At 39.0% G+C, this 14,706-nt stretch carries 12 protein-coding genes; 2 read left to right on the top strand and 10 right to left on the bottom strand.

What is annotated here, in order from left to right; genetic code table 11:
- Positions 1–2: 2 nt before the first annotated feature.
- The 4 genes from leuB to udk all read right to left on the bottom strand — a co-directional run bounded on the left by leuB (position 3) and on the right by udk (position 3,554).
- The gene (gene leuB / locus ACEE75_RS03785) at positions 3–1,040 is read right to left on the bottom strand and encodes a 3-isopropylmalate dehydrogenase (RefSeq protein WP_447574413.1); all 1,038 of its coding nucleotides are present in this window, start codon (positions 1,038–1,040) and stop codon (positions 3–5) included.
- A 12-nt stretch (positions 1,041–1,052) separates the two neighbouring features.
- Positions 1,053–2,621: a 2-isopropylmalate synthase gene (locus ACEE75_RS03780; protein ID WP_447574412.1), complete on the bottom strand. Its 1,569-nt coding sequence runs from the start codon at positions 2,619–2,621 to the stop codon at positions 1,053–1,055.
- Positions 2,599–2,736 (bottom strand): hypothetical protein, encoded by a 138-nt coding sequence (locus ACEE75_RS03775; protein WP_354369791.1) that lies wholly within the window; start codon positions 2,734–2,736, stop codon positions 2,599–2,601. Before ACEE75_RS03775 ends, ACEE75_RS03780 begins: the two co-directional genes overlap by 23 nt.
- Positions 2,737–2,927: 191 nt before the next feature.
- Entirely contained in the window at positions 2,928–3,554 is a 627-nt protein-coding gene (gene udk, locus ACEE75_RS03770) for a uridine kinase (RefSeq protein ID WP_354369792.1), read from the bottom strand.
- A 141-nt stretch (positions 3,555–3,695) separates the two neighbouring features.
- Between udk and ACEE75_RS03765 the strand changes: the two genes are divergently transcribed.
- Entirely contained in the window at positions 3,696–4,676 is a 981-nt protein-coding gene (locus ACEE75_RS03765) for a Gfo/Idh/MocA family protein (RefSeq protein WP_447574411.1), read from the top strand.
- Complete coding sequence (locus tag ACEE75_RS03760; RefSeq protein ID WP_447574410.1) at positions 4,669–5,751, top strand: DEAD/DEAH box helicase; 1,083 nt, start codon at positions 4,669–4,671, stop codon at positions 5,749–5,751. The genes ACEE75_RS03765 and ACEE75_RS03760 overlap by 8 nt, the downstream gene beginning before the upstream one ends.
- Positions 5,752–5,807: 56 nt before the next feature.
- Here ACEE75_RS03760 and ACEE75_RS03755 read toward each other — a convergent pair whose 3' ends face one another.
- The 6 genes from ACEE75_RS03755 to acnA all read right to left on the bottom strand — a co-directional run bounded on the left by ACEE75_RS03755 (position 5,808) and on the right by acnA (position 14,605).
- Positions 5,808–7,232 carry an NADP-dependent glyceraldehyde-3-phosphate dehydrogenase gene (locus ACEE75_RS03755; RefSeq protein WP_447574409.1) on the bottom strand — a complete coding sequence of 475 codons (1,425 nt, stop codon included), beginning with the start codon at positions 7,230–7,232 and terminating at the stop codon, positions 5,808–5,810.
- Positions 7,233–7,398: 166 nt separating this feature from the next.
- Entirely contained in the window at positions 7,399–9,132 is a 1,734-nt protein-coding gene (gene ptsP / locus ACEE75_RS03750; protein WP_354367290.1) for a phosphoenolpyruvate--protein phosphotransferase, read from the bottom strand.
- A 4-nt stretch (positions 9,133–9,136) separates the two neighbouring features.
- A complete protein-coding gene (locus tag ACEE75_RS03745; RefSeq protein WP_354367292.1) occupies positions 9,137–9,400 on the bottom strand; it encodes a phosphocarrier protein HPr in 264 nt (87 codons plus the stop codon).
- Positions 9,401–9,624: 224 nt separating this feature from the next.
- On the bottom strand, positions 9,625–10,818 hold the full coding sequence (gene icd, locus ACEE75_RS03740) for an NADP-dependent isocitrate dehydrogenase (RefSeq protein WP_447574408.1): 1,194 nt from the start codon (positions 10,816–10,818) through the stop codon (positions 9,625–9,627).
- A 3-nt stretch (positions 10,819–10,821) separates the two neighbouring features.
- The gene (locus tag ACEE75_RS03735; RefSeq protein WP_447574407.1) at positions 10,822–11,940 is read right to left on the bottom strand and encodes a citrate synthase; all 1,119 of its coding nucleotides are present in this window, start codon (positions 11,938–11,940) and stop codon (positions 10,822–10,824) included.
- Positions 11,927–14,605: an aconitate hydratase AcnA gene (gene acnA, locus ACEE75_RS03730; protein WP_447574406.1), complete on the bottom strand. Its 2,679-nt coding sequence runs from the start codon at positions 14,603–14,605 to the stop codon at positions 11,927–11,929. Before acnA ends, ACEE75_RS03735 begins: the two co-directional genes overlap by 14 nt.
- Positions 14,606–14,706: the final 101 nt, after the last annotated feature.

Raw genomic sequence — 14,706 nt, 5'->3', positions numbered from 1 at the left:
ACTTATAAATGACTTATGATCGCTTGGGTCATCTCAATCGTAGTCGCTTCACCTCCAAGATCTCTCGTCAAGACGCCTTGAGCAAGAGTCTTAGCAACAGCTCCTTCAATCATCTCAGCTCCAACTACCTCACCAAAACTTTCGCGTAACATCATTGAAACCGATAAAATCATACTAATGGGATTCGCAATCCCTTGTCCCGCAATATCTGGTGCTGAACCATGAATAGGCTCATACAAACTTGGTCCATTTTCAGAATGACTAGCCGAAGGCATTACCCCCAATGTTCCAGGTAAAACACTGGATTCATCAGATAGGATATCACCAAATAGATTTTCAGTTACCACAACATCAAATCGGGCAGGGTTAGTAATCATCATCATAGCAGCAGAATCCACTAATTGATGTTCCAAGGTAACTTCTGGGTACTCCTTTGCAACCTCTTCAGCTACTTGACGCCATAATTTTGATGTCGCTAAAACATTTTGTTTATCAATGCTGGTCACTTTTTTTCTACGACCACTAGCAATGTCAAACGCTTTTCGCATAATACGACGAATTTCATCAGCAGAATAATCATTAATATCTCTTGCGGAATCCTCATTTAAGAGATGCTCTCCAAAGTAAATCCCACCTGTCAACTCACGAACAACTACAAAATCTACCCCTTCAATCCGCTCAGACTTTAAGGGAGAAAGATGTTTTAAGGCATCAAAAATCTTAACTGGGCGAATATTAGCAAATAAATTCAATTCTTTACGAATCGCCAACAAGCCTTGTTCTGGACGAACAGGAGCATCATCATACTGAGGGCTACCAATAGCTGCCAATAGAATCGCATCTGCTTGCTGACTAGCAGATAGGGTGTCTTCTGGAAGGGGATGACCAACTTGATCAATCCCAGCTCCTCCAAATGCCTTTTCTTCAATACTATAATGAAAGTCAATTTTTTTAGCAACAGCAGATAGAACTTCTAAGCCTGCCGCCATAATTTCTGGGCCGATACCGTCTCCTGCTAAAGTCACAATTTTTTTTGTCATATGTCGCCTCATTTATTTATTTGGAAATTCAAGGTCTTTTTCAGATACTTTATGACCAATCTCACCAGAGTTTTCTTTTTGAACAAGTGTATTGGCATTAATGTACGCAATTGCTCCAGCTTTTAGAACATCAAAGTCAATCCCTGAAGCATTGAAAATCGTACCAGTGTCAACATTTTCAACAGAAACCGAAACACGCGCCTGTGCATCAATGCCATCTGTAACAGCATCCATACTATAGCTAAGCAATTTCACGGTCTGGTTGAAGAATTTATCAACAGCATTATAAATCGCCTCAACTGATCCCTTACCATTGGCAATCACTTCAACCTCTTCTTGATCAATATTCACCATAATAACATCCGCAGTGACTGTATCATCAACGTTTGATGTCAACTTAAGATCTTTAAAGTGGAAGCCTTCTGGGTTTTCGATATCATTGCCTGCAACCAAGGCACGAATATCCGCATCTGTAATGTCATGTTTTTTATCTGCCAAGGCTTTAAATTTAGCAAATAATGTTGTGATTTCTGATTCCTCAAAGCCAAGATCTAGTTCTTTTAATTTTTCAACAAAAGCATGTCGTCCAGAAAGTTTACCAAGTGGTAGTGAGTTTTTCTTAACTCCAACCAATTCTGGAGTAATAATTTCATAGGTCAATGGATTTTTTAGGACACCATCTTGATGGATGCCTGATTCATGTGAAAAAGCATTTCCTCCAACAACTGCTTTATTTTTAGGAATCGCAATACCTGAAAAACGTGATACCAATTCAGCAGTATTAACAGTTTCTTTTAAGACAATTGGACTTTCAGCTTGATAATAATCCTCACGAATATTAAGGGCAACAGCCACCTCTTCAAGAGCAGCATTTCCTGCACGTTCTCCAATACCATTGATCGTCCCTTCAACACGACCTGCGCCATTTTTAACCGCAGCAAGCGTATTAGCGACAGCCATGCCAAGATCATTGTGACAATGTGGGCTAAAGATGATCTGACGTTCAGATTTCACATTTTCAATTAGATATTTAAAAATATGGCCATATTCTTCAGGTGTGGTAAAACCAACTGTGTCAGGAATATTGATGTAAGTCGCCCCAGCATCGACAGCTGTTTGCACTACTTGTAAAAGGTAATCTAACTCTGTTCGTGTCGCATCTTCAGGCGAAAATTCCACTACCTCAAATTTAGAACGCGCATAAGACACATGCTCTGTGATAAGTTGCAAAATTTCTTCCTTAGATTTTTTTAGTTTAAATTCTCGGTGAATAGGACTAGTTGCAATAAACACATGAATTTGTGGGAATTTTGCATCTTTAATCGCCTCATAGCAGGCATCAATATCAGATTTAACTGATCGAGCAAGGCCTGATACTGCTGTTGTTGTCATAGCTGCTGCAATCTGTTTCACTGCTTCAAAAGAATCTGGACTAGCTGCTGGAAAACCAGCTTCAATGGACGAAATCCCCCACTTTTCCAGCTGTTTGGCAATAGCAACTTTTTCTTTAATTGAAAAGTTAACACCTGGGGTTTGCTCTCCATCACGAAGAGTTGTATCAAGAAATTCCACTTTGTGCATAAGAATACCACTTTCTAAAATCTAATAAAATAAAAAACATCTCCCGGAAAACCAGCGAGATGTTTTTCACTATCCCGCTTGGTAAGCCAAACAGGACTAATGCAATTTCCAGCATTAGCCCTCCTGTCGCAACAACAATGTAAATGAAATTGTTTGAATAGACATTTGACTTTTCCTCTCGATGTAATAATTATTAATATAATACCTTCTTTTTTTTTAATTGTCAATAAATAATTGCTTATTAATGCAAATTTTCTGAAAAATCTGTCAACATCTGGAAATAGAAAAAGAGAGGGAAATCCCCTCTTACTTCTCATTTAAGATACTAGCAACTTTTGTATTGATTAAATCAATCGCAACCACATTACTAACACCTTCTGGAATGACAATATCTGCATAACGTTTTGTTGGTTCAATAAACTGATGGTACATAGGCTTTACAACACTGGTATATTGCTCAATGATACTATCCAAACTACGACCACGCTCTAACATATCGCGCTTTATACGTCGGATAATGCGAATATCATCATCTGTATCAACAAAAATCTTAATGTCCATCAAATCACGAAGGCGTTTGTCTTCCATGACTAAAATCCCTTCGATAATAAAAACATCCTGAGGTTCCTGACGATAAGTCTTTTCACTACGCGTATGCTGGGTATAATCATAAATAGGAATATCGACTGGACGCCCTTCAATCAACTCTTTTAGTTGTTCAATCATAAAATCAGTATCAAAAGCCAAAGGATGATCATAATTGGTCTTAATACGTTCATCAAAGGTCAAATGATCTTGATTTTTATAGTAAGAATCATGTTCAATCATAGCAATTTTAGCATCTGGAAAATTAGCTAAGATTGCCTGGGAAACACTTGTTTTCCCTCCACCAGATCCACCTGTAACACCAATGATAATAGGTTTTTTGCGCATTATTTTCTCCATTTTAAAAACTGTCTTTCTGAACTATTCTACACTATTTTTAGAAATTTGACCACCTATAAAGAACAGAACATCAGAACAAGGTGCATTTATGTTATAATAGAGTAAACGTTAGGGAAATGAGGCTACAACATGTTAAAACTTGGTATTATTGGAACAGGAAGTATCTCCCATCATTTTATCGAAGCTTGTCGCCTTTCAGGCGCTTATCAATTAGCCGCTGTCTATTCTCGACATCAGGAAACGGCTGAAACTTTTATCACAAATTATTCAAATTGTAACACTTTTACAGATTTAAGGGAATTTCTAACCAGTGATCTTGACATCATCTATATCGCAAGCCCGAATTCCATTCATTTTGAACAAGCTAAGGCTGCCATCAAAGCAAAAAAACATGTGATTGTTGAAAAACCAGCGTTTTCAACACCAAAAGAACTCCAAGAGATTCTTCAATTGGCTAAAGATAATCACGTTTTTTTCTTTGAAGCTGCAAGAAATATCCATGAAAAAGCTCTTGAAACCGTTAAACTGTTTCTATCTCATAAGACCATTATCGGAGCAAGCTTCAATTATGCTAAATATTCTTCAAAAATGAAAGCCCTACTAAATGGTGAGCATCCAAATATTTTCTCCTCTAAATTTTCAGGAGGGGCTCTAGCTGACTTAGGTGTTTATCCCATCTATGCTGCTATTTATTTATTTGGAAAACCACTTTTAGCAAACTATACGGCGAGCTTACTTGATTCTGGAGTCGATATCAACGGTGATGGTAACCTTATTTACCCAGACTTTCGTGTTAGCATCAAGACAGGTAAAAACTATGAGACCACCTTACCTACAGAAATCTATACCATAGATGGAACGCTCGTTCTTAATCACATCCAAGCAATTAGCTCGGCAACGTTTAAAAAACACGATGGGACTTGTGAAGAGCTCTCTCTTAGCAACCTTCAGCATCCTATGCTAGAAGAAGTCATTTGTTTTTCCAATATTATCAAATCAAATGACCTAACACACTATCACTCCTTATTAGAGCTGGCTCAAGGAGTCAGCCACACCCTTTTTACCATGCGACAAGATGCTGGTATTAGATTTGAGGCAGATTATGATTAACCAATTTCCGAAAGTCTGGCAAGACCAGATGACGCAATTCAATTTTGACACCTTCACTCCTATCCAAACAAATGCATTTGATCCCATTACATCTGGAGATAACCTACTTGGGATTAGTCCTACAGGAACAGGTAAAACCCTTGCTTATTTATGGCCAAGTCTCTTAAAACTGAAGCCTAAAAAATCACAACAACTCCTTATCCTAGCTCCTAATACAGAGCTAGCTGGTCAAATTTTTGAGGTAACCAAATTATGGGCCGAACCTATAGGATTGGTAGCACAGCTTTTCTTATCTGGCTCTAGTCAAAAAAGACAAATTGAACGCCTAAAAAAGGGACCTGAAATTCTCATTGGTACTCCTGGACGTGTATTCGAGTTGATTAAACTTAAAAAAATTAAAATGATGAATGTAGATACCATCGTTTTGGATGAATTTGATGAACTCCTCAGTGAGTCGCAGTTCCATTTTGTGGATAATATCTTAAGACGGGTTCCACGTGAACATCAACTCATCTACATGAGTGCGACCTCTAAAATCGATCACGCTAAACTCGCAGAAAATACAATTAAAATTGATGTTAGCAATCAAGAAGAAAGCCAAACCAAACACTATTATATGTTGCTAGATAAACGCGAACGTTTAGAATTTTTAAGAAAATTTTCCAATATATCTGATTTTCGTGCCCTTGTTTTCTTTAATAGTTTATCAGATTTAGGAGCAGCTGAGGAGCGTTTGCAATTTGCTAATAGCAATGCTGTATCTCTTGCTAGTGATATTAATGTCAAGTTTAGAAAAGTCATTATTGAAAAATTTAAGAACTATCAATTGTCGCTTCTTTTAGCTACTGATCTTGTCGCTAGAGGAATTGATGTGGATAACTTAGAATATGTTATCAATTTTGAAGTTCCTAGAGATCAAGAAGCCTATACCCATCGCGCTGGTCGTACAGGACGAATGGGAAAAGACGGTATCGTTATTACTTTTGTTACTCATAAAGAAGAATTAAAGCAACTTAAAAAATATGCTGCCGTCAAAGAAGTAAAATTGAAAAACCAACAACTTTTTATTTTGTAACTCCAATAAAAAACTTCTATCCTTACAAGGATAGAAGTTTTTTTGATTCATAATGATTATTGAATATCAAAGACCACTGATTTGACACGAGTCATTGCTTCAATTGAGTAACGGATACCTTGTGTACCAGCACCTGAACCTTTAACACCCAAGAATGGGAAGTTATCTGTTCCACGTTGTGTTTTGTTGTTGATATGCACTGTACCAACTTCAAGTTTCTCTGCAATTGCAAAAGCTTTAGGGAAATCTTGGGTAAAGACTGCTGATTGTAGCCCAAACTCTGACTTGTTAGCAATTTCAATAGCTTCTTCAACTGATTTCACACGAATAATTGGAAGAACTGGACCAAATGGCTCTTCCCAAGCAACACGCATATCTGTTGTAACATGGTCAAATAAAGTTGGCCATAGAAGGTTGCCTTCACGTTTGAATGGTGTTAATTCAGTAGCACCTTTTTCTTGTGCATCACGAACCAAACCTTCAATGTAATCTGCTGAACCTGAATCAATAACAGGAGTAATATCCGCGTTATCAAACGGATCTCCAACAGTTAGTTTTTCAACTTCTGCTTTAATCAATCCTGCAAGCTCATCTGCTACACTTTCAAGGACAAGAACACGCTTAATCGCAGTACAACGCTGACCTGAGTAGCTAAGCGCCCCACCAACAATATCTTTAGCAGTTTTAGCAAGATCAGCATCTTCAAGAACGATAGCTGCATCCTTACCACCAAGTTCCAACATAATAGGACGCATACCAGCCATCTTACCGATACGCTCACCAATTGGTGTTGAACCTGTAAAGTTGATGAAATCAACCGCTTTATGCTCATTGAGGTAATCCCCAATTTCAGAACCTTTACCAGTGATAGTATTAAAGACACCAGCAGGTAATCCTGCTTCTGCAAAAGCCTCAGCTAAGAGAAGACCTGAAATTGAACCTTGTGTTGGTGGTTTAAAGGCAACAACGTTTCCTCCAATAAGAGCAGGTGCAATCTTAGAACCTGAAAGGTTTACTGGGTAGTTAAATGGAGCAATCGCAAGTACCAAACCAACTGGTTCACGACGAACAACCGCAATTTTTTTCTTGCTTGCTGCTTCAAAACTTCCACCTTCAAGGACTTCACCTGATAAACGGACACCTTCTTCAGCTGCATAACGAATAAGATCTGCTGTACGTACAACTTCTGAGATAGCAGCCTTGATACCTTTAGAGACTTCTTTTGCAAGAACAGTACCGATTTTTTCTTGGTCACGTTCTAAGATATCTGCTACCTTGTGTAAATAAGCGGCACGCTCAACATAAGAAAGTGCTCGCCAAGCTGGAAGGGCTTTTTTAGCTGACTCATAAGCATAATCTACTTCCTCACGGCTCATAGCAGGTACAGAACCTAGCTCTTCACCATTAGCAGGAGCATAGATTTTAATTTCGTTTTCAGAAAGTTTCCACTCTCCGTTGACATAGTTTTTATATTGTGTCATTAGGACTCTCCTTTAATGATAGTAAGACTATTTTATCATTTTAAATATATTTTTCAAGGTTTTGCTACGCCAAAATTCAGAAAATTTTGACATAAACTGCAAGAAGCAACTTTTTTGATCAGAATAACAAGAAAACAAGACTAATAGCCTTGTTCTCTCTTAATTTTTAATCAAAGTTAACGTATTCTTTTTGAAGTTCAAGAACTTCTTCTGCTGTTGCACATTCTGTCAATGCACGGTTTGCATATTCTTGCATTTTAGCAGTGTCAAGTTTCTTCATAAGGCTACGCGTACGAAGAACTGATGTAGCACTCATAGAGAACTCATCAAGTCCCATTCCGACAAGAAGTGGCACAGCTTGTTGGTCACCAGCCATCTCACCACACATACCAGCCCATTTACCTTCAGCATGTGCTGCTTTGATAACATTGTTGATCAAGCGAAGGATAGAAGGGTTGTATGGTTGGTAAAGGTATGATACTTGTTCGTTCATACGGTCCGCAGCCATTGTGTATTGGATAAGGTCGTTTGTACCAATTGAGAAGAAGTCAACTTCTTTGGCAAATTGGTCTGCAAGCATGGCTGCTGCCGGAATCTCAATCATGATACCCACTTGAATATTATCTGAAACTGCTACACCTTCAGCTTTAAGATTCGCTTTTTCTTCTTCAAGGATAGCTTTTGCTGCACGGAATTCTGTCAACAAGGCAACCATTGGGAACATGATACGAAGTTGACCATGTACTGATGCACGAAGAAGGGCACGCAATTGCGTACGGAACATTTGATTACCAGTTTCAGAAATAGAGATACGAAGGGCACGGAAACCAAGGAATGGGTTCATTTCGTGTGGAAGGTCGAAGTAAGGAAGTTCTTTATCCCCACCGATATCCATTGTACGAACCACAACTGGTTTACCATTCATGCCTTCAAGAACAGCCTTGTAAGCTTCGTATTGCTCATCTTCTGTTGGGAAATCTTGTGAGTCCATGTACAAGAACTCTGTACGATAAAGTCCAACAGCTTCTGCACCGTTATTGTTGACCCCTTCAACATCTTTAGGTGTACCGATATTAGCAGCTAATTCAAAGTGTTTGCCATCAGCTGTAACAGTTTGTGCATCTTTAAGAAGTGCCCACTCTGCTTTTTGCTTAGCATAAGCTTCACCTGCTGCTTTAAATTCTGCAATTTGCTCTTCTGTTGGGTTGATAATCACCTCACCAGTGATACCGTTAACCGCTAAAACATCCCCTGATTTTACAATTTCTGTGATGTTGTTTGTACCAAGTACCGCTGCAATCTCGAGGGTACGCGCCATGATAGCTGAGTGACTTGTACGGCCACCAATGTTTGTTACAAAAGCTTTAACGAAGTTTGCATCTAATTGTGCTGTATCTGATGGTGTCAAATCGTGTGCAATCACAATTGACTCTTCATCAATCGTTGCTGGGTTTGGTAATTTTACACCAAGAAGGTGAGAAAGAACACGTTTAGCAACGTCACGGATATCTGCTGCACGCTCTTGCATATATGGATTATCTTCCATACCTTCAAAGAGGGCAACAAACATATCTGTTACTTCTTTAAGTCCTGCTTCAGCATTAACTTGTTTGGCACGAATCGTTTCTTTGATCTGACCAATCATTTCTGGGTCAGCAAGAACCATTAAGTGAGCGTCAAATACTTGTGCCGCTTCTTCTCCAAGCGTACCTACTGCTTTTTCACGGATAACAGAAAGCTCGTTTTGTGAAGCCTCGAGGGCTGCATCCAAACGAGCTTCTTCTGCATTGGTATCATTGACTGAAACAGTCTCAAATGACAAATCCGGTTGAACAAGTAGATATGCTTTAGCAACAGCAACACCATCAGATGCCGCAATTCCTTTAAGCATTTCTGTCATAGTCTTATGCCAATCCTTCTTTTGTCATTGTTTCTGCGATAGCTGCGATAGCATCATCAGCATCTGCACCTTCAGCGTTAATAGTAACGTCAGCACCTTGGCCAACACCAAGACTCATAACACCCATGATTGATTTAAGGTTAACTGCTTTACCTTTGTAGTCAAGAGTGATATCTGAAGCAAATTTGCTAGCTGTTTGAACAAGCAAAGTAGCTGGACGTGCGTGAATACCTGTTTCTGCAACGATGTGGAAATCTTTTGAAGCCATGTTATGGTTCTCCTTTTTTCTGTTTGAATTTTTAGGTTTTCATAAAATGATAACCCTTACAATGCTATATTATACCATAGTGCTATTTGCTTTTCAAGGTAAAAACATTGTTTTAGGAAAAAAACTGAAATCCCTTTCCTGATTTTCAGATTTTTCTTCTATATAATTTCTCGTTTTAACGCAAATATACTAATGTTCAATAATAACATTAGTATATTAATCGCTTATTCTTTTGAATTATGGATGTTTTCTATTAATTTTTGGCAAAATTGGCTTGTTGTTAGCCCTGTTCCTTTTGACAACTGACTGGCAAAATCAGAAGTAACATCTTGATTGAGGAAGGCTTGTCCGATCGCTCCTGTCACTAGATCTGACGCTTCACTCCATCCGATATATTCTAAGAGCATACAGGCAGAAAGAAGAAGAGAACATGGATTTGCCAAATCTTTACCAGCAATATCTGGAGCTGTCCCGTGGGTCGCTTCAAAAATAGCATGCCCTGTTTGATAGTTAATATTAGCCCCTGGAGAAATACCAATTCCCCCAACTTGAGCTGCTAGAGCATCACTGGCGTAGTCACCGTTTAAATTAGTTAAAGCAACCACTTGATATTGATCTGGGTTTAATAAGATTTGTTGTAAGAAATTATCAGCAATCACATCTGTTATCTCAAGCTGTCCTTTTGCCAATTCTGTTGAATATTCTCTTTCTGCTAGTTCATATCCCCAACACCTAAAGCCACCTTCTGTGAATTTTTGGATATTCCCTTTATGAACAAGAGTGACCTTAGATAAACCATGAGCTAGGGCGTAATCAATCGCTGAACGGATCAAACGCTCCGATCCTTCTTTTGAGATGGGCTTAATCCCAATACTTGAGCTTTTAGGAAAACGAATACGATCAACACCCATTTCTTCTTGTAAAAATGAAATCAGTTTTTCAACTTCTTTTGTTCCCTCTTCCCACTCAATCCCTGCATAAATATCTTCTGTATTCTCACGAAAGATGGTTATATTGGTTTTTTCAGGCTCCTTTAAAGGACTAGGGACTCCCTTAAAATAGCGAATTGGTCGAACACAGGCATAAAGGTCTAACTCTTGACGAAGCGCGACATTCAAAGAACGCCGTCCTCCACCGACTGGTGTTTCTAAAGGTCCTTTAATGGTAACCAAATATTTAGAAATAGTCTTCAGTGTTTCATTAGGCAACCAGTCTCCTGTTTGCTCAAAGGCCTTTTTACCTGCTAATAACTCTTTCCAAGTTACTCGCCGTTTATTTTTGTAAGCTTTTTCGATAGCTACATCCAAAACCTCTTTTGCATTTTTCCAAATATCTACTCCAACACCATCACCTTCAATATAAGGAATTGTAAGAGTGTCAGGAACAAGTAGATGCTTGTTTTTCATTTCAATTTTCATATGTTATCTCCTTCCAATTGGAATATACTCAAGATTTTCTTGTCCTAAATAATTAGAACGTGGCCTGATCAGCTTATTATTTTTCTTTTGCTCTTGAATATGTGCAATCCAACCTGAAACTCGACTCATGGCAAAAATCAAAGTAAAAATAGAACTATCAATCCCTAACACATGATAGACCGTCGCCGAATAAAAATCGACATTAGGAATTAGGCCTTTGCTGTTTTTCATATAATCTTCAACTTCACGAGACAAATCATACCAAATCGCTTCATCTGTCCCTTCTGTTAGTTCCTTAGCCATTTGACGAAGATAAGGTTCTCTAGGATCCTGAGTTTTATAAACACGATGGCCAAAGCCCATGATTTTTTCGTGAGAATCCAACTTTTCTTTCAGATAATTTTCTGTACTTCCTTGGTCGCGAATTTCTTTTAACATTTCAAAAACACGCTCATTAGCACCACCATGTAGAGGTCCTTTTAAAGCACCAATAGCCGCCGTAACACAAGAATAAATATCCGTCAGAGTAGAAGCACAAACACGCGCTGTAAAGGTTGATGCATTCAATTCATGGTCAGCATGAAGGACTAGAGCCCGATTCATTGCTAAAACTTCTAGCTCACTTGGTTCTTTCCCGTTTAACATATAAAGAAAGTTCGCTGCAAGCCCAAGATCCTCTCTAGGAGCAATCGGAATCTCTCCCCGACGTAATCTGGCAAAAGTGGCAATAATAGTTGGAATCTTAGCCATCAACTGAATACTTTGTTCATAGGTTGCTTCAACACCATTCTCCTCAGCCTTAATATTATAAACCCCCAAAAGACTCACAGTTGAGCGAAGGACACTCATCGGATGAAGGTGTTGACGTGATTGAATCAAGATACACTGCTCCACTGCATCGCTAATCGCATAGTTGGCACGCAGTTCTTTTTCAAAATGTTTCAGCTCAATTTGTGTTGGCAGATGTAAATTCCACAAAAGATAAATGACTTCTTCAAAACTGGCATTATTGTCCATCAATTCTGAGATACTATAACCCGCATACGATAAGCGGTCATCAACAATTGAGCTAATCCTTGTATCACAGGCAATCATATCTTTTAATCCATTAGCTTGCGTCATAGCCTGCTCCCTTCAATTTTTTACGGACTACCATTGGTAAAATCCCACCATTTTTATAGTAACGAATATCAGCATCCGCATCAAAACGTAAACGAACTTGAAAGACTTTTTCAGCTTTGTCATCTTTAGCACAAACCGTTACCAAAGCCCCTACTTCTAGAGTATCTGGCAAAATAATGTCATAGCTCTCAAAACCTGTCAAACCTAAGCTGTCAGCAGATTGACCCTCCAAAAACTGAAGAGGAAGAACTCCCATCATCACCAAATTAGACCGATGAATACGCTCAAAGCTCTCAGCTAAAACAGCCTTCACTCCCAAAAGGCTGGTGCCTTTTGCAGCCCAGTCACGACTTGACCCCATGCCATAGTCACGTCCTGCAATAATTAATGTAGGAACATCACTCTCTTTGTAGGCCATAGCCGCATCGTAAATCGAAACCATCTCTCCCTTATATCGCGTATAACCACCAATTTTCCCTTCTGCTAACTGGTTGTTAATACGAATATTGGCAAAAGTCCCTCGCATCATCACTTCATGATTTCCCCGACGACTACCATAGGAATTAAAATCTTGATAGGTTACGCCATGCTCTTCAAGATAAGTAGCTGCAGGACTGCCCTTAGCAATATTTCCAGCTGGAGAGATATGGTCCGTGGTGACGGTATCTCCAAACTTGGCTAAAACACGCATATTTTTTAAAGGAGCTAGGTTTACTTCTTGATCTAAAGTCTCAAAATAAGGTGGATTTTGAATATAGGTTGAAGCTTGATCCCAATCATAAGTTGGACTAGAGGTCACAGGAATGGCATTCCACTTCTCACTATCCGTAAAAACTTGAGCATATTCTTCTTGGAAAAGCTGACGCGTGACATATTTTTCGATATAAGCTGTAACTTCTTTCTCATCTGGCATGATATCAACTAAATAAACCGCTTGGCCTTTTTCATCAAACCCTAAAGGATCTGACGTCAAATCAATATGGGTTGTTCCAGCAAGAGCATAGGCGACTACTAAAGGAGGACTTGCCAAAAAGTTTGCCTTAACCAGCGGGTTAATACGACCTTCAAAGTTTCGATTTCCTGATAAAACTGCGCTGACCAACAAATCTTCTTCTAAAATAGCTTTTGAAACCTCTGGGCTAAGAGGGCCTGAGTTTCCAATACAAGTCGTACAGCCATAGCCCACCACTTGAAAACCTAGTTGGTCTAAATAAGCTTGCAAACCACTATTTTTTAAATACCCTGTGACCACTTTAGAACCTGGTGCTAGGGAAGTTTTCACTGTTTTTGATACGCTCAGACCTTTTTCAACAGCTTTTTTAGCCAGTAAACCTGCCGCCATTAATACATAAGGGTTAGAGGTATTGGTGCAACTGGTAATCGCTGCAATAGCCACATGTCCTGTTTTGATGGTTTCTGTGTGATTATCGTAGATAACTGTCGCTGTTTTATCTAATTCTTCTTTGGTCAATCCAAAGCCTTGCACCCCTTCTTCTCTTACTAGAGCATCTTCAAAGGCTGTTTTTGCCTGATCCAAGGAGATTAAATCTTGAGGACGTTTAGGTCCTGAAATACTTGGAACAATAAGAGATAAATCAATCTCAATCACTTGACTATATTGAGCTTCTGTATTGTCATCATAGAATAGACCATTCACTTTAGCATATGTTTCAGTTCGCTCAACCTGCTCTTGACTACGATTAGTTAAGCTCATGTAGGTCAAGGTCTCATCATCAATTGGGAAATAGCCACAGGTTGCACCATATTCTGGAGCCATATTGGCTACGGTAGCCCGATCAGCTAAACTAAGGTGTTTTAATCCTGAGCCAAAATACTCTACAAATTTCCCAACCACATTGGCAGAACGAAGAACTTGTGTGACTTTCAAGGCCAAATCTGTTGCTGTGGCTGTCTTTGGTAGTTTACCAATCAAACGCACCCCAACCACCTCTGGAACTGGGAAGTAAGAAGCCTCTCCAAGCATCGCAGCTTCTGCTTCAATCCCTCCAACACCCCAGCCAAGTACACCGATACCGTTAATCATTGTCGTGTGGCTATCTGTTCCAAACATGGAATCAGGGTAGAGGAAACCATCGTTTTCAATAATGACATCTGATAAATACTCAATATTCACTTGATGGATAATACCTGTGGCTGGAGGAACTGCTCGATAATTTTCAAAAGAATGCTCTGCCCATTTCAAAAAAGCATAACGTTCATCATTTCGCTCGAATTCCAAAGTAATATTTTCTGACAGAGCTGACTCACATCCAGCTACATCTACTTGAACACTATGGTCAATCACTAAATCAACTGGAATCTCTGGATTAATTAAGTCTGGATTTCCTCCATGCTGTACCACGGCTTGTCGCATCGCTGCCAGATCCACCACAACAGGAACTCCCGTAAAGTCTTGCAGAATTACTCGGCTAGGCTTAAAAGGAACCTCACCTTTTGGAGACTGAGGATTAAAATAAAGAAGGTTTTCTAAGTGAGTTTTTGTCACATCTAAACCATCATATTTTCTGAATAAACTTTCAAGTAGAATACGGATAGTGTAAGGAAGGCTATAAAGCTCTACACCGTAGTCTTGACTAATTTTTTTCAAATCAATGTATGTATATTTTTTGCCATCAACTTGAATAATCGACTGATAATCCCTCATAATTCATCTCCTTTGTTAAGAATTGACCTCCATTATACCCCACAAAAGATGTTATATCTACTAACAAATCACCTAAGATGTTAGAAAAAGTAACAAATGCT

It is taken from the genome of Streptococcus sp. 11273D007BT (assembly GCF_053547195.1).
This window is presented reverse-complemented; position numbering and strand designations above follow the sequence as displayed.

Coding starts and splice junctions, on each gene's coding strand:
- leuB (WP_447574413.1), bottom strand. CDS start 1,040: ATGACAAAAAAAATTGTGACTTTAGCAGGAGACGGTATCGGCCCAGAA.
- ACEE75_RS03780 (WP_447574412.1), bottom strand. CDS start 2,621: ATGCACAAAGTGGAATTTCTTGATACAACTCTTCGTGATGGAGAGCAA.
- ACEE75_RS03775 (WP_354369791.1), bottom strand. CDS start 2,736: ATGCTGGAAATTGCATTAGTCCTGTTTGGCTTACCAAGCGGGATAGTG.
- udk (WP_354369792.1), bottom strand. CDS start 3,554: ATGCGCAAAAAACCTATTATCATTGGTGTTACAGGTGGATCTGGTGGA.
- ACEE75_RS03765 (WP_447574411.1), top strand. CDS start 3,696: ATGTTAAAACTTGGTATTATTGGAACAGGAAGTATCTCCCATCATTTT.
- ACEE75_RS03760 (WP_447574410.1), top strand. CDS start 4,669: ATGATTAACCAATTTCCGAAAGTCTGGCAAGACCAGATGACGCAATTC.
- ACEE75_RS03755 (WP_447574409.1), bottom strand. CDS start 7,232: ATGACACAATATAAAAACTATGTCAACGGAGAGTGGAAACTTTCTGAA.
- ptsP (WP_354367290.1), bottom strand. CDS start 9,132: ATGACAGAAATGCTTAAAGGAATTGCGGCATCTGATGGTGTTGCTGTT.
- ACEE75_RS03745 (WP_354367292.1), bottom strand. CDS start 9,400: ATGGCTTCAAAAGATTTCCACATCGTTGCAGAAACAGGTATTCACGCA.
- icd (WP_447574408.1), bottom strand. CDS start 10,818: ATGAAAATTGAAATGAAAAACAAGCATCTACTTGTTCCTGACACTCTT.
- ACEE75_RS03735 (WP_447574407.1), bottom strand. CDS start 11,940: ATGACGCAAGCTAATGGATTAAAAGATATGATTGCCTGTGATACAAGG.
- acnA (WP_447574406.1), bottom strand. CDS start 14,605: ATGAGGGATTATCAGTCGATTATTCAAGTTGATGGCAAAAAATATACA.